Origin of the sequence: Geodermatophilus aquaeductus, from assembly GCF_900182545.1 — a bacterium.
GTDB classification, from domain to species: Bacteria; Actinomycetota; Actinomycetes; order Mycobacteriales; family Geodermatophilaceae; genus Geodermatophilus; species Geodermatophilus aquaeductus.
This window is the reverse complement of sequence record NZ_FXTJ01000002.1, coordinates 307,883-327,430: the sequence shown is the minus strand read 5'-3', so window position 1 is coordinate 327,430 and position 19,548 is coordinate 307,883. Positions and strand designations below refer to the sequence as shown.

Below are 19,548 nucleotides of genomic sequence, written 5' to 3'. Positions count from 1 at the left end.
CGACCCGGAGGTGCCCCGTGACCGCCCCGTACGCCGACCAGCCGGCCGCGATGGTCGTGCCGCGCTTCACCGTCCACCAGCGGATCACCGTGATGGTCAACCGCTACGAGGTGCGCGCGGTCGCGCCCGACGGGCGGGAGGGCGAGCTGCTGGCGATGGCCCAGCAGAAGCGCCTCAAGCTCAAGGAGGAGGTGGTCTTCACCGCCGACGAGGGCCGCACCCGGCAGGTGTTCTCCTTCCGCGCCCGCCAGCGGCTCGACGTGCACGCCCAGCACGATGTCTTCGACGAGTCCGGCCGGGTCCTCGGCTCCTTCGGCAAGCGCTTCGGCGCGAGCCTGCTGCGCTCCACCTGGGACCTGTCGGTCCCCGGGCTGACCGCCGTGGGCCGCGAGCGCCGCCCGGTCCTCGCCATCGTCCGCCGGATCTGGGAGTTCATCCCGTGGCTCGGCGACGTCTGGGTGCCCTTCGTCTTCCACTTCGACTTCACCGACACCGCCACGGGGCAGCCGGTGCTCGTCGTGGAGCGGCGCAAGTCCGTCCGTGACCGGTACGACGTCTCCGTCCCCGACCCGCGGCTGGACTTCCGCGTGGCCGCGTCGATGGCCGTCGCGTTGGACGCCCTGCAGTCCCGATGAGGGACCCCGCCGGCTTCGAGGACGACTTCGACGGGACCGACCTCGACCGCGACGTCTGGGTCCCGTACTACCTCCCGCAGTGGAGCTCCCGCGCGGCGACGGCGGCCTGCTACGAGGTCCGCGACTCCCGCCTGCGGCTGTACCTGCCCGACGAGATGCCGCTGTGGTGCCCCGACGACCACCCGCCGCTGCGGGTCTCGGGCATCCAGTCCGGCGTCTTCTCCGGGCCGGTCGGCAGCACGGTCGGCCAGCAGCCGGTGCGCCCCGGCGCGCTGGTCCGCGAGGAGCAGCCCGCGCACTGGGGCTGGACACCGCACTACGGGCGGCTGGAGATGCGCGCCCGCGCGACCGTCACGCCGCGGTCGATGGTCGCCTGGTGGCTGGTCGGGCTCGAGGACTCCCCGGAGCGCTGCGGCGAGCTGTGCGTCATGGAGGTCTTCGGCGACGCCGTCGATCCCGGTTTCGGCGCGGCCGTGGGCACGGGCGTGCACCCCTTCCGCGACCCGCGGCTGGTCGACGACTTCGCCGCACCCCGCCCCGGCATCGACGTCGCCGAGTGGCACACCTACGCCGTGGACTGGCGGCCCGACGGCGCCGCGTTCTCCGTGGACGGCCAGGTGGTGCACGAGGTGGGGCTCACGCCCGACTACCCGATGCAGTCGATGGTCGCCGTCTTCGACTTCCCGGAGAAAGCGGTGCCGGGGGAGCCCTACGTCGTCCCCGAGCTCGTCGTCGACTCCTTCCGCGGGGAATCCGGGTGACCGCGGGGCGGGGGCGCGGCTAGCCTCGCCCGCCGTGTCCAGCCGCACCTACCGCGTCATCGTGCGCGGCGTCTTCGACGGTCTCGACGACGACCGGCGCGCCCGGCTGCGCGACCGTGCCGCCGCGCACGACCTGTTCGCCTCCGCGTTCACCGAGGAGGGCAGCACCACCTACGACGGCGCGCTCGCGGCGTTCAGCCACCGCGTGGTCGTGCACGTCGACGCCGGGCCGGGCGAGGAGGTCGAGGCGTGCACCGCCGGTGAGCTGTCGGCGCTGCAGTGGCTGGAGGACGCCGGCGTCGGCTGGCGGCGGCTGCGCTCGACGGCCGCCTGCACCGACGACGTCCGGATCCGGCGCCGCTGACGCCTCTCACCACAAGGGACGGGATCTCCGGGCGGGTCCGCGGATCCGCCCGCGCGCCGGGCTAGCGTGCGGGGCCGGAGTCCAGTCGCGGGGGAGAACCACCAGTGCGCCGAACAGTCGTCGTGTCCGTCCTGGCGCTGCTGGCGCTGACCGGCTGCAGCACCGAGGTGCGGGGCAGCGCGTCGCCCGCGGAGGTCGTCGCGCCGCCCACGGACGATGCCACGGACGACGACGCCACGGAGGACGACGGCAGCGGGGACGACACGGCCGGCGACACCCCCGGGGACGCCGGCTCGGACACCGCCGTCTTCGGCGACACGCTGGCCTACGACGACGGTCTCGAGATCACCGTCAGCGCGCCGCAGCCCTACACGCCCTCGGAGAGCGCGTACGTCGACGGGCCGGCACCCGCGGCCTACGTCGCGTTCGACGTCACCGTGGTCAACGGCACCGGCGAGGACTACGAGCCGGTCGAGCTGTTCCTCACGCTGCAGAGCGGCACCTCCCAGGAGGCGCAGGTGTTCGACACCGCCAACGGCCTCGACGGCACGCCGTACCAGACCCTGCTGCCCGGCCGCTCGGTCGCCTTCCGCGTCGGCTTCGGCGCCAGCGACCCGGCCGACCTGGTCATGGAGGTCACGCCCGGCTTCGACTACGAGCCGGTCGTCTACACCAGCTGAGCTCAGGCGGGCAGCGGGAAGACCAGCAGCGAGCTCGACGCCGTCGCCACGACCTTGCCCGCGGCGTCGAGCACCTGCCCCTCGGCGAAGGCCACCCGGCGGCCGGGCTTGACCACCGTGCCGACGGCGGTCAGCCGCCCGCTGGCCTTCGTGACCGCGCGCAGGTAGGTCACCTTGAGCTCGATCGAGGTGTAGCCGACCCCCTGGGGCAGCGTCGTGTGCACCGCGCAGCCGGCGACGGTGTCGAGCAGGGTGCACACCAGCCCGCCGTGCACGACGCCGATCGGGTTGTAGACCGACTCGTCGACGGTGCAGCCGAACTCGACCCGGCCCTCCTCCACGGCGACGACGTCCATCTGCACCAGCGCCCCGATCGGGGCCGGCGGCAGCACGCCGTCCCGGATGGCCTGCAGCGTCTCCAGCCCGGAGCGCTCCCGGCCGCCGGCCGCGGTGACCATCGGGTCGAACCAGGTGACCGTGCGGGACCGCGGCTCACCCCAGGCGGCGGGTGCGCCGGCCAGGGAGTCGCTCACGGACTCGGCCACGGAGTCGGTCACGGGGTCGATCTCAGTGCTCATGCCGCTCCTCCGCGGGCAGCCCGGACAGCGCCCGGCCGGCGGGGGTGAGTACGCGCTCGACCCGTGAGGAGTTGACCGGCTCGCCGCAGGTCCGGCACACCCACTCGGCGTCGACGGTGTGCTCCTCGTGGTCCCCGGGCGCGTGCGTGAGCCGGACCGGCGGCTCCTCGGCGGCCCAGCGGTCGCCCCACTGCAGCAGCGCCTGCAGCACCGGCAGCAGGTCCCGGCCGGACCGGGTGAGGTGGTAGCCCGAGCGGGGCGGGGAGTCGCTGTACTGCCGGCGTTCCAGCACCCCGGCGGCGACCAGCGCGTTGAGCCGCGCGGTCAGCCGGTCGCGGGGGGCGCCCGTGCCGCGGGCGATGTCGCTGAAGCGGTTGTTGCCCAGCGAGACCTCCCGGACCACCAGCAGCGACCACCGCTCGCCCACCAGTTCCAGGGTGGCGGCGATGGTGCAGGGGCGGCCGGGCAGGTCGGCGAGGTCGTAGAGCGCGGTCACACCGGTCAGTTTGCACGTCCAACCGACACGGCGCCACCGTCGCCGGTGGTCCGAACCTCTCCGACGACGACGGGCGGGAACCCGCGTGGGGTCCCCGCCCGTCGGCGGTGGGTGGTGCGGGAGATCAGCTCTTCGGCCGCGCACCGGCGCGCAGGGCGCCCAGGAGGTCGTGGTTGAGCCGCGAGATGTTCTCCATCGAGATGCCCTTCGGGCAGCTGACGGAGCACTCACCGATGTTGGTGCAGCCGCCGAAGCCCTCGAGGTCCTGCTGGTGGATCATGTTGACCACGCGGTCGTTGCGCTCGGGCTGGCCCTGCGGCATGAGGCCCAGGTGCACGACCTTCGAGGACGTGAACAGCATCGACGACGCGTTCGGGCAGGCCGCGACGCAGGCGCCGCAGCCGATGCAGGTCGCGGCGTCGAACGCGGCGTCGGAGTCCTTCTTGGCCACCAGGATCGAGTGCGCCTCGGGGGCGGTCCCGGTCGGGGCGCTGATGTAGCCGCCCGCCTGGATGATCCGGTCGAGCGCCGACCGGTCGACGGCGAGGTCCTTGATCAGGGGGAACGCCGTCGCCCGCCACGGCTCGACGTCGATCGTGTCGCCGTCCTTGAACGAGCGCATGTGCAGCTGGCAGGTCGCCGTCTGCGGGTGGGAGTCGAACAGCCCGTTGCCGTGCGCGCGGCCGTTGATCATGACGCCGCACGAGCCGCAGATGCCCTCACGGCAGTCGTGGTCGAAGGAGACCGGGTCCTCGCCGTTGAGGATGAGCTGTTCGTTGAGCACGTCGAGCATCTCGAGGAACGACATGTCCGGGGAGACGTCGGTGACCTCGTAGGTCACCATCTTCCCCTTCTCTGCCGCGCTCCGCTGGCGCCAGACACGCAGCTTGAGGTTCATCTACTTGTAGCTCCGCTGTGCGAGGTGGACGTACTCGAACTCGAGGTCTTCCTTGTGCAGGACCGGCGGGACGCCCTCGGGCGTCCACTCCCAGGCCGCGACGTAGGCGTAGTTCTCGTCGTCGCGCAGGGCCTCCCCGTCGGGGGTCTGGCTCTCCGCCCGGAAGTGCCCACCGCAGCTCTCGTTGCGGTGCAGGGCGTCGACGCACATGAGCTCGGCGAGCTCGATGAAGTCGGCGACGCGGCCGGCGTGCTCGAGGCTCTGGTTGAAGCGCCCGGCCTCGCCGGGGACGCGCACGTTGGTCCAGAACTCCTGCCGGATCTCCGGAATCCGGTCGAGCGCCTTGCGCAGGCTCTCCTCCGAGCGCTCCATGCCGCAGAGGTCGAACATCAGCCGGCCCAGTTCGCGGTGGAACGACGCGGTGGTCCGGTTGCCGTTGATCGACAGCAGCCGCTCGGTCTGCGCCCGGACGCCCTCGAGCGCCTCGATCGCGGCCGGGTTGGTGTCGTCGACCTTGTCGAACGGACCGGAGGCCAGGTAGTCGTTGATCGTGTTCGGCAGCACGAAGTAGCCGTCGGCCAGGCCCTGCATGAGCGCGCTGGCGCCGAGCCGGTTGGCGCCGTGGTCGGAGAAGTTGGCCTCGCCGATCACGAAGAGGCCCGGGATGGTCGACTGCAGGTCGTAGTCGACCCACAGCCCGCCCATCGTGTAGTGGACCGCCGGGTAGATCCGCATGGGGACCTCGTAGGGGTCCTCACCCGTGATCTGGGCGTACATGTCGAAGAGGTTGCCGTACTTGGCCTCGATGGCCGGGCGGCCCAGCCGCCCGATGGCCTCGGCGAAATCGAGGTACACGCCCAGGCCGTTGGGGCCGACGCCGCGGCCCTCGTCGCAGACGTTCTTGGCCTGCCGCGAGGCGATGTCGCGGGGGACCAGGTTGCCGAACGAGGGGTAGATCCGCTCGAGGTAGTAGTCGCGCTCGGCCTCGGGGATCTGCCGCGGGTCGCGGGTGTCGCCGCGCTCCTTGGGGACCCACACGCGGCCGTCGTTGCGCAGCGACTCGCTCATCAGCGTGAGCTTCGACTGGTACTCGCCGTGCACCGGGATGCAGGTCGGGTGGATCTGCGTGTAGCAGGGGTTGGCGAACAGCGCGCCCCGCTTGTGCGCCCGCCAGATCGCCGTGGCGTTGGAGCCCTTGGCGTTCGTGGACAGGTAGAAGACGTTGCTGTAGCCGCCGGTGGCGAGCACGACGGCGTCGGCGAAGTGCGTGCTGATCTCGCCGGTGATCAGGTTCCGCGCGACGATCCCGCGGGCCTTCCCGTCGACGACGATCAGGTCGAGCATCTCGGTGCGCGCGTGCTGCTCGACGGTGCCGGCCGCCATCTGCCGCTCGAGGGCCTGGTAGGCGCCGTAGAGCAGCTGCTGGCCCGTCTGGCCGCGGGCGTAGAACGTCCGCGACACCTGGGTGCCACCGAAGGAGCGGTTGTCGAGCAGGCCGCCGTACTCGCGGGCGAAGGGCACGCCCTGGGCGACGCACTGGTCGATGATCGCGGTGCTGACCTCGGCCAGCCGGTGCACGTTGTTCTCGCGGGCGCGGAAGTCACCGCCCTTGACGGTGTCGTAGAACAGCCGGTGCACCGAGTCGCCGTCGTTGCGGTAGTTCTTGGCGGCGTTGATGCCGCCCTGCGCGGCGACGCTGTGCGCGCGGCGCGGGCTGTCCTGGTACCAGAACGACTTGACCTTGTAGCCGGCCTCGCCGAGCGTGGCGGCGGCCGCGCCGCCGGCCAGGCCGGTGCCGACGACGATGACGGTCAGCTTGCGGCGGTTGGCCGGGTTGACGAGCTTCGCCCGGAAGCGGCGCTCGCTCCAGCGCTCGCCGATCGGGACGTCGGTCGGGGCCTTGGTGTCGGCGATGGGCTCGCCGACGGTGAACAGTTCGAGGGCCATGACGAGTGCTCCTACTCGATGATGCCGACGAGGACGCTGAGCGGCGGGATCAGGAAGCCCGCGGTCAGCACCACGGCGAACACCGTGGCGAAGGCGTTGACCGTGCGCTCACGGGTCCGGTTGCTCTGCCCCAGGGTCTGGGTCGCGCTCCAGATGCCGTGCCGCAGGTGGAAACCGAGCGCCAGCAGCGCGACCACGTAGACCGCGGTGATGAACGGGTTGGAGAAGCCGGCGACGGCCCGGTCGTAGGGGGTCGAGTCGTGACCCTCGGGGTTCGCCACACCGAGCGTGAGGTCGAGGATGTGGTAGACGATGAACAGCGCCAGGATGACGCCGCCCCAGCGCATCGTCCGCGAGGCGTAGCTCTGGGCCACCGCCTTGCGGGCCACGTACTGCTGCGGCCGGGCGCGCTTGGCCTGCCGCCACAGCGAGACCGCGGCCCAGGCGTGCGCCACGACGGCCACGAGCAGGACGACGCGGATGATCCACAGCACCGTCTGGCCGGGGACGGCCGGCTCGCCGATCCGGCGGATCCACTCCGAGTAGCCGTTGAAGGTCTCCGCGCCGGCGAAGAGCTTCAGGTTCCCGACCATGTGCGCGATCAGGTACAGGACCAGGATGATCCCGCTGACCGCCATCACGGCCTTCTTCGCGACCGAGCTGGTCTTCGCGACCTTCGGGGTCCTGCGCTGGCCCGAGTTCGTCACCGTCACCACGGCACCAAAGTTAGGCTCCATAGCCCGGTGTCGGCCATGTGAACACGCAGTGACTCACCTCATGTAAGGGAACCCTCAGCGCAGGTCAGGACGTTGGTGTCCGCCGGCGACGTGGGAGTCTCCCGACACACCACCCCAGCACCTGGAGGACGCGTGGCAGGACCGACCCGGGGCTTCCTCGGCCGCAGCAGGCGCGAGCGCGACCCGCGGCTCCCACCCGGCCAGTACGACGTCGGCGCCGACTGGCCCGTGCTGACCGCCGAGCCGACGCCGCGCATCACGCCGGAGACCTGGAGCATCACCGTCGACGGCCGGGTCGAGAACCCGGTCAGCTGGACCTGGGACGAGGCCCACCGGCTGCCGCCTTCCGAGTACCGCGGCGACATCCACTGCGTCACCACGTGGTCGAAGTTCGACACGCGGTTCGCCGGCGTCAGCGTCGACACCCTGCTCGAGGCCGCGCGCCCCACCGCCGACGCGCACTTCGTCATGGCGACGGCGAAGACCGGCTACACCACCAACCTGCCGCTCGAGGACGTCACCGGCGGCAAGGCGTGGATCGTCTGGGAGTTCGACGGCGAACCGCTGCCGGTCGAGCACGGCGGCCCGGTGCGGCTGCTCGTGCCGCACCTCTACTTCTGGAAGAGCGCCAAGTGGGTCACCCGGCTGACCCTCCTGCAGCGCGACCAGCAGGGCTTCTGGGAGCAGAACGGCTACCACGACCGCGGCGACCCGTGGCGCGAGCAGCGCTACCAGGGTGACTGAGACGGGCGGCGCGCGGGCCGGGATGGGCCCGCGGCTGCGGCGGGCGCCGGCCGGGGGCTGGCGCACCGCGACCGTCCGCGAGGTCGACCGCCCCACCCCGCGCACGGTCCGGCTGCGGCTGGAGGTGCCCGACCGCGTCGACCACCTGGCCGGGCAGCACTACGTCGTCCGGCTCACCGCCGAGGACGGCTACCGCGCCCAGCGGTCGTACTCGCTGGCCTCCTCCCCGGGCGACCCGCTCGTCGAGCTGCTGGTCGAGCGGCTCGACGACGGCGAGGTGTCGGGCTACCTGGCCGACGTCGTCGAGCCCGGCGACACCCTGGAGGTGCGCGGGCCGATCGGCGGCTGGTTCGTCTGGGAGGGCGACGAGCCGGCGCTCCTGGTCGGCGGCGGCACCGGCGTCGTGCCCTTCGTGGCGATGCTGCGCACGGCGCGCGAGCTGGGCCGGGAGGACCTGCTGAGGGTCGCCGTCTCCACCCGGACGGCGGCCGAGCTGCCCTACGCCGACGAGCTCCGTGCCGCGGGCGCGCTGGTCGTCACCACGCGGGAGCGCTCGGGGATCCGCCCGGCGGGCCGGCTGACCGCCGTGGACCTGGTGCCCCTGTGGGAGCCGGGCCAGACCGCGTTCGTCTGCGGGTCGGCGTCCTTCGCCGAGGCGGCCAGCCAGCTGCTGGTCGGCCTGGGGGTGCCGGCGCCCGACATCCGGGTCGAGCGGTTCGGCCCGAGCGGCACCTCGGGCTGACCCGGGGTCCCACCGCGCGGGCGGGACCCCGGGTCGCCGCGCCGGTCAGCCGGCCGCCACGCGGGCGAGGAGCGTGCAGGCCTCCCGTTCCAGCGGGAGCACCTGGGCCGCGACCTCGGCCAGCGCGTCCAGCTCCGCCTGCCGGTCGTCGGCGGACACCTCCAGGCCGGCGGTCAGCGACTCGGCCTCCCGCGCCAGGTCGGCCAGCTCCGCGGTCCCGCCCCCGCCGAGGAGGAGCTCGAGGCGTCGCTCGACGAGTCCCCGGTACGGCGCGAGACTCCCGCTCACCGCGGTGTCGGCGATCCGGGTCCACAGGGTCGCGGCGCGGTCGTACAGGACTGCGGCCTCCCGCGCGGCGGGTGCGTCGAGGACCCCGGCCGCGGCGGTGAGGAACTCGGCGTAGAGCGCCCGCATGGCGCCGGGGGAGGCGTGGTCGGAGGTCAGGCAGTCGTAGAGCCGGCGCAGGGCGTACCCGAAGGCCGGACCGCTGTCGAAGGTGCGGGTCCACCCGGTCCGCGACCGGCGGTCACCGAGGGCGTCGACCCACTTCGCGAGCCCCCGCAGGCCGAAGTTGCCGGCGAAGTTGCCGGGCACCACGTCCTCGGTGAGGTCGTGCACGGTGACGGCGACCGCCGCGCGGACGGCCGGCCCGAGGTCGACCGGCCCGCCGGGGTGCTCGACGACCACCAGCCGATGGCGGCTCTTGCGGTGGGCGGCCCGTGCGGAGGCGAGGACGTCGGCGGACAGTTCGACGGGGTCCAGACGCTCGTCGTCGACCAGGACGACGTCCCCACGGCGACCGGCGACGACGACGTCGTAGGGGTCGCTGCCGGGGACGCGGTCGGCCCACACCTGGTGGGGGAGGGCGCCCCGGTCCAGCGTGACCAGGGGCGCACGGCCGGCGTCGAGGACGGCGTCGAGCTCCCGGGCCGCCTTCGCCGCACTCGTCGTCTCGGCCACCCGGTGGGCGATCCCCGCGCGCTCGAGGGCGCCGAGGACGAACGGGCGGGGGTGGATCTGCGGCACGATCGTCATGGTGGGCAGCCGGCCGCTGTAGGCGAACGAGAAGTACATGAACCCGATGCCGCCGGCGAGCCCGGCGACCATCGGCTCGTCGAGCGGCGCGCCGTCGTGCGCCGCTGTGATCCCGGCCGCGGCCAGGACGTGGGTGAGGAGCGTGCTGTCGTGGTGCCGGCCGCCGCCGAACCCGGGGTAGCCGGGGACGACCCCCGCAGGCGGTGTCGCCGGAGCCAGGGCGGTCACGTGGCGCAGCGCGGTCGTGTAGGCCTCGCCGGTCCGCGCCATGCGCGCGCGGACGAGGGTCTTGAGGTGCTTCTGACGGGTCATCGGGTGCTCCCTCGGCGGCCGCGGGTCCACCGACCCCACGCGTCGCCGGACCCGGCCGCAGGGAAGGAGTTCCGTCCGCCTGCCGAGGTCTCCCCGAGGACACGATCCCCTCTGCCCTCGCGTGGCCGGAGGCGTGGGCAACCGGTCTGAGGGTGGGGCGTGGGGCACGCCCTGGGCGCAACCTACCGGCACCGTGGGGCGGCGTCGAAGGGGTGGGGAGCCCGGCGCCCGGGCCGCGGACGATGATCGACGTCATGACGTCTGCCGTCCCGTCCGCCGTGGCCACCGCGCTCGAGGACGTCGACCCGGAGCTGCGCGCGGCGCTGCTGGCCTGCTGGACCGACGTCAGCAACGCCGGCGGCGCCGTCGGCTTCGTGCCGCCGGTGACCGAGGACGACGTCGCCCCCGCGCTCGACGCCCTCCTGACGCGGGTGGCGCAGGGCCGCGAGCGGGTGGTGGTCCTGCGGGCCGACGGCGAGCTCGCCGGCTGGGCGGTGCTGTCGCTGTCGGTCAGCCCGCTGCGCCGGCACTGGGCCACCGTGCTGCGGGTGCAGGTGCACCCCGCGCGGCAGGGGCAGGGCCTGGGCCGGGCGCTGATGACCGGCGTGCACGACGCCGCGCGCGGCCTCGGGCTGGAGATGCTGCACCTCACGGTGCGCGGCGGCTACGGCCTCGAGGGGTTCTACGCGGGGCTGGGCTACGAGGAGTTCGGCCGGATGCCCGGCGCGATCCGGGTGGGCCCCGGGGACGACCGCGAGGAGGTCCACCTCTTCGTGCGGCTGTGAGGTCAGCCGGCGGCGGGGTCGGTCCCGTCGAGCGTGCCGCGGGTGGAGAGCACCGCGAGGCGGGCGAAGAGCTCCTCGGCGTACCAGCCCTCCCGGGCGGTCCGCGTGACGACGGCGGCGTGCGGCGCGCGGTCGTAGGCGAAGGCGTTGAGCGCCGCCGAGGAGTCCCAGACGCTGAAGGTGCCCTGCAGGCCCAGCGGCGCCTCGCCGATGCCGAGCGCCATCCGCAGGCCGGGCGACTCGTGCAGGTCGGCCGACACCGGCGGCACCGCCGACCAGAACCGGGCCGCCCGCCGCAGCACCAGCCGCGCCCGGGTCACGGCGGCCACCGGCCCGTCCCAGCGCTGCGGCCGCGGGGCGCCGAAGGGCTCGCGCCCCGACCACAGGCCGCGGGCCGCGAGCGGGCGCAGCCGCGCCGCCCACTCCTCGTCGGCGATCCGCCGCCAGCTCGCGGCGACGGGGGAGTCTTCGAGCGCGTCCGCGGCGGCGTCGTCGTCCCAGACGGCGAGCAGGCCCCAGCGGCGCGGGTCGGCGTCGCGGACGGTGAAGGTCCGCCCGTCGCCGGTGCCCAGCAGCTTGGCGAACCGCAGCCCGGGCAGCCGGCCCAGCGCCGGGCGGACCGAGGCCATCCGCAGGGCCGCCCGGGGCACCGCCCGGCCGGGGACGCCCCACAGGTGCAGGGTCGTGACCGCGGACTCGGAGTGGGGCACGCGGCCGAGGGTAGGTGCGCGCCATGACCGACCAGCGCCGCGTCCAGCTCGGCGACACCGACGCCCCGGCCGAGGACGAGGTCGTCGAGGCCTTCGACCGGGTGGTCGGCCAGGGCGCGCAGCGGCTGCACCGCACCTGGCGGGAGGTGCTCACCACCGGGCTGGCCGGCGGGCTCGAGGTCTCGGTCGGCGTCCTCGCGCTGGTGGCCGTCTACGCGGAGACCGGCAGCCACCTGCTGGCCGGGCTGGCCTTCTCGGTCGGCTTCATCGCGCTGCTGCTGGCGCGCAGCGAGCTGTTCACCGAGGGCTTTCTGCTGCCGGTCACCGCGGTGGTGGCCGGCCGGGCCAGCTGGTCCCAGCTGGGGAAGCTGTGGTCGGGCACGCTGGTCGCCAATCTGGTCGGCGGCTGGATCTTCATGTGGCTGGTCGCGCACGGCTTCCCCGAGCTGGGCGCCACCATGGTCGAGTCGGCCGCGCACTTCGTCGAGTCCCCGCTGGACCTGCGCGCGGTCTGCCTGGCCTTCCTCGGCGGTGTCGTCATCACGCTCATGACCCGCATGCAGAACGGCACCCCGGCCGACGGCGCCAAGATCGTCGCCGCGGTCGCCGGGGCGTTCGTCCTCGCCGGGCTGCAGCTGTTCCACTCGGTCCTGGACACGCTGCTGGTCTTCGGGGCCATCCACACCGGCACCGCCCCCTTCGGCTACGGCGAGTGGCTGGCCTGGTTCTGGTACGTGACGCTGCTCAACATGGCCGGCGGCCTGCTCGTGGTCACCCTGCTGCGGCTGGTGCGCAGCAAGGAGCTGCTGGAGCGGGAGCGCGCGGCCGCCGCGGCCGACGACAGTTGACCGGCCGGGCCTGCCGGGCACCGGCGCCCGCGGTCGCCACACTGTCGGCGTGATCGAGGTCGACGGGCTGACCAAGCACTACCGGACGCGGGTCGCCGTCGACGACGTCTCCTTCACCGTCCACCCGGGCCGGGTGACCGGCTTCCTCGGCCCCAACGGCTCGGGCAAGACGACGACGATGCGCTGCGTGCTGGGGCTGACCCGGCCCACCGCCGGGACGGCGACGGTGCTCGGCGTGCCCTACCGCGACCTCGACGTCCCGATGCGGCGGGTCGGGGCGCTGGTCGACCCGCGGGCGCGCCACCCCGGCCGCACCGCGCACGCCCACCTCACCGCGCTGGCGCAGAGCAACCGGCTGCCCGCGTACCGGGTCGACGAGGTGGTCGACCTGGTGGGGCTGGGCGCGGTGGCGCACGAGCGGGTCCGCGGCTTCTCCCTCGGCATGGCGCAGCGGCTGGGCATCGCCGCGGCGCTGCTCGGCGACCCCGAGGTGCTGCTGCTCGACGAGCCGGTCAACGGCCTGGACCCCGAGGGCATCCGGTGGGTGCGCGAGCTGCTGCGCGAGCTGGCCGCCGAGGGCCGCACCGTGCTGGTGTCGAGCCACCTGATGAGCGAGATGGAGGACACCGCCGACCACCTGGTCGTGCTCGGCCGCGGCCGGCTCCTCGCCGACGTCGCGATGGCCGACCTGCTCGGCCGGCACGCCTCGGTGCGGGTGCGCAGCCCGCAGCTGCCGCTGCTGGGCGCCGCGCTGCACCGCGCGGGGGCCGGGGTGTCCCTGGAGGCCGACGGCGCGCTGCGGGTCGAGGGGCTCGACCCGGCCGCGGTGGGTGACGTCGCCTTCGCCGCCGGGGTGCCGGTGCACGAGCTGAGCCCGGTGGTCGCCTCCCTGGAGGCCGCCTACCTGGAGCTGACCGGCGACGACGTCGAGTACCGGGCGGGCGTGGCGTGAGCGGGGTGCTGCGCAGCGAGTGGACGAAGCTGCGGACGCTGCGCTCGACCTGGTGGTGCAGCGCCGTCTACCTGCTCGTGGTGGCCGCGTTCGGCTGGCTGGCCGCTGCCACGACGTCGTCGGCGCCGGACGCCGGGGCCGCCGTCGGGGTGGCGCTGATCGGCTTCGCCTTCGGCCAGGTGGTGCTCGTCGTCCTCGGCGTGCTCGCGGTGACCGGGGACCTGGGCGGCCCGATGGCGCTGGCGTCGCTGGCCGCCGTGCCCCGGCGCACGCGGCTGCTGGCGGCGAAGACGGCGGTCGTCACGGTCTGGGCGGCGCTGCTCACCGCGCTGCTGGCGGCGGCGTGCGTCCTGGCCGCCCGGACGCTCGTGGCGGTGCCCGGGGGCGTGTCGGCCGGCGACCCCGCCGTCCTGCGCGCCGCCGGCCTGCAGGTGGCCGGGGCCGCGCTGGTCACGGTGCTCGGTGCCGGGCTCGGCGCGGTGCTGCGCTCGACCGCCGACGCCGTCGGGCTGGGGCTCGCGCTGGTGTTCGTCGGCCCGCCGGCGCTCGCCCTGGCCGGCGGGGAGACCGCCTCGCGGCTGTCGCAGGCGCTGCCGGCGCTGCGGGTGGGGGAGGACGCCTTCCTCGCCGTCCCGACGAGCTGGCCGGTCGGGCTCGGGGTGGCCCTGACCTGGGCGGTCGTCGCGTGCGCGCTCGGTGCCGGCCTGCTCGAGCGCCGCGACGTCTAGCCCCCGCCGTCCGGACCGGGCAGCATCTCGGGGCGCCGACCCGAGGAGCCCGCGATGACCGCACCTACCACCGTCGAGGAGTACCTCGCCGCCCTGCCCGAGGAGGCGCGGATGGCGCTCGAGCAGGTGCGCGCGGCCGTCCTGCGCGGCATGCCCGGCGCCACCGAGACGATCCGCTACGGCATGCCGGCGGCGGTGCTCGGCAGTCGCTACGGCCTGCACTACGCCGCCTGGAAGCGGCACGCCGCGCTCTACCCCGTGCCGGTGTTCGACGGCGAGCTGGAGGCCGAGGTCGCGCCGCACCGCTCGGGCAAGGACGCGGTCCACCTGCCCTACCGCCGCCCCGTGCCCGCCGACCTCGTCGAGCGGGTGGCCGCGGCGGTCGCCGCCCGGCGCTAGCGGGGTCCGAAAGGGGCCGCGGGAAGCGACGCCAGGCAACATGCCACAGACTGGCGAGGTCGTCGACAGTGGACACCAGGCCGTCGCCGATGTCGGGGAGGCCGGCCAAGACGGTCACTGGCCCTCAATTGCTCCTAATCGCATCAAGCAGAAGCACCGGCTGCATCTGGCATAACGTGAAGCTGAGATTCACATCACCAGCACCTACAGAGGTTCCCGCCCACTACGGACCAGTTGCGTCGACCGACACCACCAGCAATGCCCGCCCTCCTCCAGGATGCAAACCAAGCGCCCACCAAGCAGCAAAGCTATTCTGCTGACAGCATGCGCGACCGCCACGTCGACAGCTCGCGTTAGGAAGCCCGATGACCACTTCCCCCCCGAGGCGACCGAGATTAGGCCCGCACCTTCTGGCTGGTTGGGGCTATCAGGAACTGACTCCCAGCCAGGCCGAGATCCTCTGGTCCGAGGTGATGCGCGTGCTAACTGCCCGAGTCGGTGAGGACCTTTCCAAGCGCTTGACAAGCGGAGCCCTGGACAAGTTGCACGAAGCTGCCATCGAGGACGACTACTCCCAGATGAATAGCATTCTTTCACTTGAGGTCCCGGACACTGCAGCCATCGTGAATAAGAACCTGCGAAGTGTGGCGGATGTGCTGAGAGCGGCTAGCCGATCAGAGAAGACGATCAGCCCCAACGAAAGCATTTAAATCATGTCTCAGTGGATGCCCCTTCGACCGGGCAAGTCTGAAGTGGCCATACCGGAGAACTTGCTTGGAAGCCTCGACTCACTCCTCATGACTTTGGACGACGTCCGAGCAACCCTTGCAGAGAGCCCACGCATTGTGGCGGTGCCGCCAGTGACGGCCGTTGCCATCAATGGCGATCGGGGAACAGGTAAGACAACCCTACTTTCCGCAGCGTGCGCCGCATTGGCGGATCGAGCCGATGACTACCTCGTCCTGCCAGCGATGCGACCAGAGCTCTTCGGGTCTCGGGATACGGTACTTTCGTCCTTCCTGGCATCCCTGCAGCGCTCCTTATCGGCTGGGCAGCAGCAAGTCAGTGTTGAGACGCTTACAGCAATCGCTCGGGCGGCGAGAACCTACGCAATGAGCAGAACGCCCGAGCGTGCACTGGAAACGAGTGCCAGCCCCGTCGACTACGCCGAGGATGCGTTATCCGTCGCCCGTTCCTCAGTGGCTCTCTCCGACGAGCTGCACGCACTCATGAGCGAAGTGGTGAAACCGCCGGACGCCCCCGTGAGGCTTGTAATCGTTCCGATCGACGATCCAGACTTGGCGCCAGAGCTTATAACGACCATCCTGGCCGACATCAGAACGCTGGCCTCCATTCCTGGCGTCGTACCTGTGGCTTGTTTCAGCATGGCTGACCTACAACTGGAACTCCTGGCCAAGCGGAGGCAGAGATACGATTGGCTCCCCGCCGGCACGCTGTCTAGGCAGATCGAGAAAGAGCTCGATAAGGTCTTTCCCTACAAGTACCGTTTTGACCTTCGCCCACTCTCAGTATATGAACGCGCAGCCTTCCGTCCCGCTGGCGAGCGCGACAGTCTCGCTGCACTATTGCAGGACTTCTCCGATGCACTGGGACAGCTCACGGGAAGTCAGCTGCATTTTGAACAATGGCTTCGCGCCCCTCGCTACATGCGGGGCCTTACGTCTCCGCTACCCAATAATCCCCGATCTCTTGTGCAACTCTGGGAGACGCTTAGTCCCGGAGCCCGTATAGCGGGAAGCCGAACTCAAGTAGCTCTGACGTTAATGCAACGGATAATTCGCCTGGTCGAACGCCCGTTGCTGGATGACCTCGGTGCACTTTTGGCGACGGATCGCGAAACGGTGGAGTTGGTCGAAGAGGCGACTAGTGGGGGTGAGGATTCCCTTCTTCAAGCTCACCTCACTACACGCGCCGCGGTTTCACTTATTGTGGCTCGACAGCGGCCACTAGAACAGGCGGGCGCTCCTGCCACCTCTGTCCAAATGGCGAGGTTGACGGGCATCTATGCCGACGTCAGGGTTGACGACCGCGATCGTACGAGACTTGCTCAGGAAGCCCTATCTGCTTTCCTGGCGCTCCAGGAACTCGCACTTGCCGTCACGCCTAGACGGGATCAGCCGTACCTTTCGTATCTCGGCGAGGATGATTGGCGCTTTCTGCAGACGACGCGGCTCGCCGGGCAGTCGGCCAGCAGTAGCTTCTTTCTTGCGCCACCGGGCTTTACATTCAGTGACATCTGTTTACTAGCAGACCTGTGGAACTCGATGGTAGACCTGCAGATTGATGCTGCGGACATCGACACTATAGCGCGGGCTCATCTGGCTCTCGGCATGGCCTTCCGAAGGGGATTGAATCGCCTTAGCCGGTCGAGCTTCGATAAACAACGATACGACGAATTGTACGAAATGGCGAGCCGCCAGTACCGAGACGCCGTCGACTCGAGCGCATCACGTGACGATGCCTATTGCGTCTGGTTTGAAAACTTTGTGCCCTTGCATTGGCACACGGCATTTGTATCGGAACAATTGGCCGTGATGCGAGCCCGAAGGCATCGAGCGACCCTGGGAGCCGCATCAGATATGCGGGCCGCTTCCATTCGCAGTGGAGACCAGCAGTTGGAGTTCTTTGACCGCGCAATTCGACCGGCACTCGACCCTGACAGGGGTGCAGCCCCCACTTGGTTGGGAGGACTTTATCCAGTAGCACGCGAACTGGGCTCGCGTTATGCCGATCGTTTAGCGGCGGTCTGGCCTGAATGGCAGAGACTGCTCGTGACAGACCAAGCCGCAGAAGCGGTTGTATTCCCGTTGACGGTTGAGTCAAATCCTTCCTCTCGAAATCGGTTCGCGAAGGAAGAATCCGAAAGAGGCCGAGCGCTGCTCGAACGTGGTCTCGAAGTCTTGCGTCAGCTGAGTGCCGGTGAGTGAGCCTGACGAGATTCGCCATAATGTCCGAGCGGCGCTAGTCAATCTAGTATTTGGCGATGTGGCAGCCCTTGGGGCTGGAACTCAGGTCAACGACTTCGGACTTGGATGGACCGAGGGTAATGCCAACGCAATAGGCACAGCGTTGAGACGTCAGGCGCCCACAATTGGCCGTCCCGGACTTAACTCGGATGTACGGCATGTCATCTTGGAGTCATCTGAAAATCCGTTGAACCTTCTGCGCACCGCTCCAGTGAGCGGTTCGGTTTCTTGGCACTCCGTGCATCGACTCCTCGCCAATCAATCCGAGGTTTCTGTACCGAAACTAGAGCTTCGTGTGGCAGATGCTCACTTGCATTCAGGTGCATCAATCAATCTGGAGGCCCTGTTGCGGGGACTGGCGGAGCGTCCTTGGCGTCGGGACACTGCGGCACTCAAAGATCTTGTGATCTCCAATCGCGGCGCGGAGTTCCGATTGCTTCACGTGATAGATGCACTGCGGTGGTCTGTGCGTCTTCTCTGGGAGGCGGAGACGGGTCGACTTGCGGCGTATCTCAGTGAGACGCCGCTACTCTTGCGTCATATTGAAGAGGGAACCTTCTGGGCGTCGGTGCGTAAGGAAATGCTTACTAACGACCCCATTGAGCAGATTCTGCTGGGGGAGATGCGGGAGACTACCTACTCGGATCTGGGAGTATGTCCTTCGCTGAGCGAACTGCTGTGGTCTTGTGCTCAGGATCCGGACTTGCCCCATGCGTCAGCTTGGCTTTGCGACCTGGTTCGAATGCTTTGGCTTTTCTCGTGTGCCGTCGAATCTGATCCCGGCGAAGGGCTGAGCGCCTTCGCGGAGCGCTTTGAGAGGGTCGGGGACTTGCGTGACGCAATATTCTCCGACGGCTCGGACGCGAGTCTCAAGGACAGGCTTATGTCCGAGGCTCTGTCCAACGTCCTCATAAGTCGTGAGGTGGTCGGGGCGGAATTCCGGAAGACGGTGGCTGCCCGTACGCGGGCTGCTGCTCGCAGCAAGCTCGCTGACAGTCTCAAGTATCACTCGCGAGCGTTCAGCGCCTTTCTTCATCGCGAGGGGAGGGTGGCGGCTCTCTCCATGCCGGTTTGCTTTACCCGTCGCCTCTACCAGCTGGAAGATTCTTACTCGCCCATTGCCGAGTTGCGATCGGCGATGGTGCTGGTAGGTGCGTTGCGGGAGGTTTCCTCGACCCGGCCCGCCGAATTGAGGACTCTTGTTACCGCTCTCGATGTTGTAGGGGACGAATTGATGTCCGAGAACTGGCCGTACGTCATTGCAGCGTCCGTCCTACGTGAGGCCGGCTTGGACTTCCCGCTAACCGTGCATGCGGGTGAAGCCTTCTATACTGGGTTGAACGGCCTCCGTAGTATCGATGAAGCCGTGAGTGGTCCAGTGGCGGCCGCTCGTATCGGCCACGCCCTCGCGCTTTCGCCGCGGATGGCATCGCAAGTCGCATTGCCTGTCAACGAAGGGTGGCCGCGCCTGGCTGCCGTGATGGATCTTTGCTGGCTAGCTCAGCGCTTGCCCGAGCGGTCGAATGAAGTTCGTTCTCTTCTTTACCGTGCCGTTGAGACGGTGAATGGTGGCCGTAGCATCGGTCCTGAGACTTGGGTTGAGGCGTATCAGGCTCTATTCAACTTTGAGGAGTTACGGAGGGTCGGATTGGTTTTGGAAGTTGATGGCTCGTTCGTTGTGCCGACCAACGCGGAGATCCTTGAGTGGCGTTCGAGTGATGACTTGATGGACGCTGCCCTTGTCTCACTTGCAATGGGTACCGCAGCTCGAGTTGACGTTGATTGGTCTGCACCGATTGATGTGGACCTCTCCACCGCAATTAGCGACTTGCACCGAAACGCCTATCCTGATGCTCGAGCGGCCGTGCTGGATGAGATGAAGGCGCTGGGGGTGGTGATCGAGGCCTGTCCCACATCAAATCTTCGACTGAGTGGACTCTCCAGTATGGGGGAGCACCCACTCTGGGATTGGCTCGACGAGGGCTTGGCGGTCACGGTGAGCACTGACGACCCATTGATCTTTGGGGTCAACATCATCAGCGAATATGCGTCAATGTTAATGCTGGGCCGCCGTAACCGCGTAGAACAGGTGGCTCGCGACTCGGTGAAACATTGCGCTGGCGGAGTCGCGAAGAGCCACATGGCCTACCGCGCATTGTCCGGTTGAGCGAGTGGGGGGCAGGCGGCGATCGATCTGGGGCCCAAGTCCG

Annotated in this window: 20 protein-coding genes; 13 read left to right on the top strand and 7 right to left on the bottom strand. The window is 70.1% G+C overall.

The genetic code is table 11. The annotated features are described in order from the left end of the window. The first annotated feature begins 17 nt into the window (after positions 1-17). The 4 genes from FN207_RS06675 to FN207_RS06660 all read left to right on the top strand — a co-directional run bounded on the left by FN207_RS06675 (position 18) and on the right by FN207_RS06660 (position 2,440). Entirely contained in the window at positions 18-635 is a 618-nt protein-coding gene (locus tag FN207_RS06675) for an LURP-one-related family protein (protein WP_246065820.1), read from the top strand. Further along, the gene (locus tag FN207_RS06670) at positions 632-1,396 is read left to right on the top strand and encodes a glycoside hydrolase family 16 protein (protein ID WP_142457544.1); all 765 of its coding nucleotides are present in this window, start codon (positions 632-634) and stop codon (positions 1,394-1,396) included. Before FN207_RS06675 ends, FN207_RS06670 begins: the two co-directional genes overlap by 4 nt. 34 nt (positions 1,397-1,430) lie before the next feature. After that, positions 1,431-1,760: a DUF6204 family protein gene (locus tag FN207_RS06665; protein WP_142457543.1), complete on the top strand. Its 330-nt coding sequence runs from the start codon at positions 1,431-1,433 to the stop codon at positions 1,758-1,760. Positions 1,761-1,864: 104 nt separating this feature from the next. Further along, positions 1,865-2,440 (top strand): hypothetical protein, encoded by a 576-nt coding sequence (locus tag FN207_RS06660; RefSeq protein WP_142457542.1) that lies wholly within the window; start codon positions 1,865-1,867, stop codon positions 2,438-2,440. A gap of 2 nt (positions 2,441-2,442) precedes the next feature. Here FN207_RS06660 and FN207_RS06655 read toward each other — a convergent pair whose 3' ends face one another. The 5 genes from FN207_RS06655 to FN207_RS06635 form a co-directional block, all read right to left on the bottom strand. Then, complete coding sequence (locus tag FN207_RS06655; RefSeq protein WP_142457541.1) at positions 2,443-3,018, bottom strand: PaaI family thioesterase; 576 nt, start codon at positions 3,016-3,018, stop codon at positions 2,443-2,445. Further along, positions 3,008-3,514: a winged helix-turn-helix transcriptional regulator gene (locus FN207_RS06650; RefSeq protein ID WP_142457540.1), complete on the bottom strand. Its 507-nt coding sequence runs from the start codon at positions 3,512-3,514 to the stop codon at positions 3,008-3,010. The genes FN207_RS06655 and FN207_RS06650 overlap by 11 nt, the downstream gene beginning before the upstream one ends. Before the next feature lie 124 nt (positions 3,515-3,638). Further along, positions 3,639-4,412: a succinate dehydrogenase/fumarate reductase iron-sulfur subunit gene (locus tag FN207_RS06645; RefSeq protein WP_142457539.1), complete on the bottom strand. Its 774-nt coding sequence runs from the start codon at positions 4,410-4,412 to the stop codon at positions 3,639-3,641. Further along, positions 4,413-6,359, bottom strand: coding sequence for a fumarate reductase/succinate dehydrogenase flavoprotein subunit (locus FN207_RS06640; protein WP_142457538.1), 1,947 nt, complete (start codon positions 6,357-6,359; stop codon positions 4,413-4,415). A gap of 11 nt (positions 6,360-6,370) precedes the next feature. Continuing rightward, on the bottom strand, positions 6,371-7,066 hold the full coding sequence (locus FN207_RS06635; protein WP_246065817.1) for a succinate dehydrogenase cytochrome b subunit: 696 nt from the start codon (positions 7,064-7,066) through the stop codon (positions 6,371-6,373). Between the two features lie 162 nt (positions 7,067-7,228). On the opposite strand from FN207_RS06635, the gene FN207_RS06630 reads away from it, so the two are divergent. Both FN207_RS06630 and FN207_RS06625 read left to right on the top strand, forming a co-directional pair. Beyond that, a complete protein-coding gene (locus tag FN207_RS06630) occupies positions 7,229-7,840 on the top strand; it encodes a sulfite oxidase-like oxidoreductase (protein ID WP_142457536.1) in 612 nt (203 codons plus the stop codon). Then, positions 7,833-8,582 (top strand): FAD-binding oxidoreductase, encoded by a 750-nt coding sequence (locus FN207_RS06625; RefSeq protein WP_246065816.1) that lies wholly within the window; start codon positions 7,833-7,835, stop codon positions 8,580-8,582. Before FN207_RS06630 ends, FN207_RS06625 begins: the two co-directional genes overlap by 8 nt. A 45-nt stretch (positions 8,583-8,627) precedes the next feature. Here the strand turns inward: FN207_RS06625 and FN207_RS06620 are convergent, their stop codons facing one another. After that, positions 8,628-9,929: a BtrH N-terminal domain-containing protein gene (locus tag FN207_RS06620; RefSeq protein ID WP_142457535.1), complete on the bottom strand. Its 1,302-nt coding sequence runs from the start codon at positions 9,927-9,929 to the stop codon at positions 8,628-8,630. Positions 9,930-10,183: 254 nt separating this feature from the next. Between FN207_RS06620 and FN207_RS06615 the strand changes: the two genes are divergently transcribed. Beyond that, complete coding sequence (locus FN207_RS06615; protein ID WP_185938220.1) at positions 10,184-10,714, top strand: GNAT family N-acetyltransferase; 531 nt, start codon at positions 10,184-10,186, stop codon at positions 10,712-10,714. Positions 10,715-10,716: 2 nt separating this feature from the next. On the opposite strand, the gene FN207_RS06610 is transcribed toward FN207_RS06615, so the two are convergent. Next, complete coding sequence (locus tag FN207_RS06610; RefSeq protein WP_142457534.1) at positions 10,717-11,424, bottom strand: monooxygenase; 708 nt, start codon at positions 11,422-11,424, stop codon at positions 10,717-10,719. Between the two features lie 23 nt (positions 11,425-11,447). On the opposite strand from FN207_RS06610, the gene FN207_RS06605 reads away from it, so the two are divergent. From FN207_RS06605 to FN207_RS06580, 6 genes are all read left to right on the top strand, one after another. Next, positions 11,448-12,272, top strand: a complete 825-nt coding sequence (locus FN207_RS06605; RefSeq protein ID WP_142457533.1) for a formate/nitrite transporter family protein — start codon at positions 11,448-11,450, stop codon at positions 12,270-12,272. Positions 12,273-12,321: 49 nt separating this feature from the next. Then, positions 12,322-13,224 (top strand): ABC transporter ATP-binding protein, encoded by a 903-nt coding sequence (locus FN207_RS06600; protein ID WP_142457532.1) that lies wholly within the window; start codon positions 12,322-12,324, stop codon positions 13,222-13,224. Beyond that, positions 13,221-13,952: a hypothetical protein gene (locus tag FN207_RS06595; protein WP_142457531.1), complete on the top strand. Its 732-nt coding sequence runs from the start codon at positions 13,221-13,223 to the stop codon at positions 13,950-13,952. Before FN207_RS06600 ends, FN207_RS06595 begins: the two co-directional genes overlap by 4 nt. 54 nt (positions 13,953-14,006) lie before the next feature. Next, positions 14,007-14,351, top strand: a complete 345-nt coding sequence (locus FN207_RS06590; protein WP_142457530.1) for an iron chaperone — start codon at positions 14,007-14,009, stop codon at positions 14,349-14,351. A 713-nt stretch (positions 14,352-15,064) separates the two neighbouring features. Then, positions 15,065-17,299: a P-loop NTPase fold protein gene (locus FN207_RS06585; RefSeq protein WP_142457529.1), complete on the top strand. Its 2,235-nt coding sequence runs from the start codon at positions 15,065-15,067 to the stop codon at positions 17,297-17,299. Next, the gene (locus tag FN207_RS06580) at positions 17,292-19,505 is read left to right on the top strand and encodes an amidohydrolase family protein (RefSeq protein ID WP_142457528.1); all 2,214 of its coding nucleotides are present in this window, start codon (positions 17,292-17,294) and stop codon (positions 19,503-19,505) included. Before FN207_RS06585 ends, FN207_RS06580 begins: the two co-directional genes overlap by 8 nt. Positions 19,506-19,548 lie beyond the last annotated feature (43 nt).

Excerpts from the sequence above, each read along its gene's own strand:
- FN207_RS06645 (WP_142457539.1), bottom strand. The coding sequence starts at position 4,412 with ATGAACCTCAAGCTGCGTGTCTGGCGCCAGCGGAGCGCGGCAGAGAAG.
- FN207_RS06670 (WP_142457544.1), top strand. The coding sequence starts at position 632 with ATGAGGGACCCCGCCGGCTTCGAGGACGACTTCGACGGGACCGACCTC.
- FN207_RS06605 (WP_142457533.1), top strand. The coding sequence starts at position 11,448 with ATGACCGACCAGCGCCGCGTCCAGCTCGGCGACACCGACGCCCCGGCC.
- FN207_RS06615 (WP_185938220.1), top strand. The coding sequence starts at position 10,184 with ATGACGTCTGCCGTCCCGTCCGCCGTGGCCACCGCGCTCGAGGACGTC.
- FN207_RS06590 (WP_142457530.1), top strand. The coding sequence starts at position 14,007 with ATGACCGCACCTACCACCGTCGAGGAGTACCTCGCCGCCCTGCCCGAG.
- FN207_RS06640 (WP_142457538.1), bottom strand. The coding sequence starts at position 6,359 with ATGGCCCTCGAACTGTTCACCGTCGGCGAGCCCATCGCCGACACCAAG.
- FN207_RS06585 (WP_142457529.1), top strand. The coding sequence starts at position 15,065 with ATGTCTCAGTGGATGCCCCTTCGACCGGGCAAGTCTGAAGTGGCCATA.
- FN207_RS06655 (WP_142457541.1), bottom strand. The coding sequence starts at position 3,018 with ATGAGCACTGAGATCGACCCCGTGACCGACTCCGTGGCCGAGTCCGTG.
- FN207_RS06620 (WP_142457535.1), bottom strand. The coding sequence starts at position 9,929 with ATGACCCGTCAGAAGCACCTCAAGACCCTCGTCCGCGCGCGCATGGCG.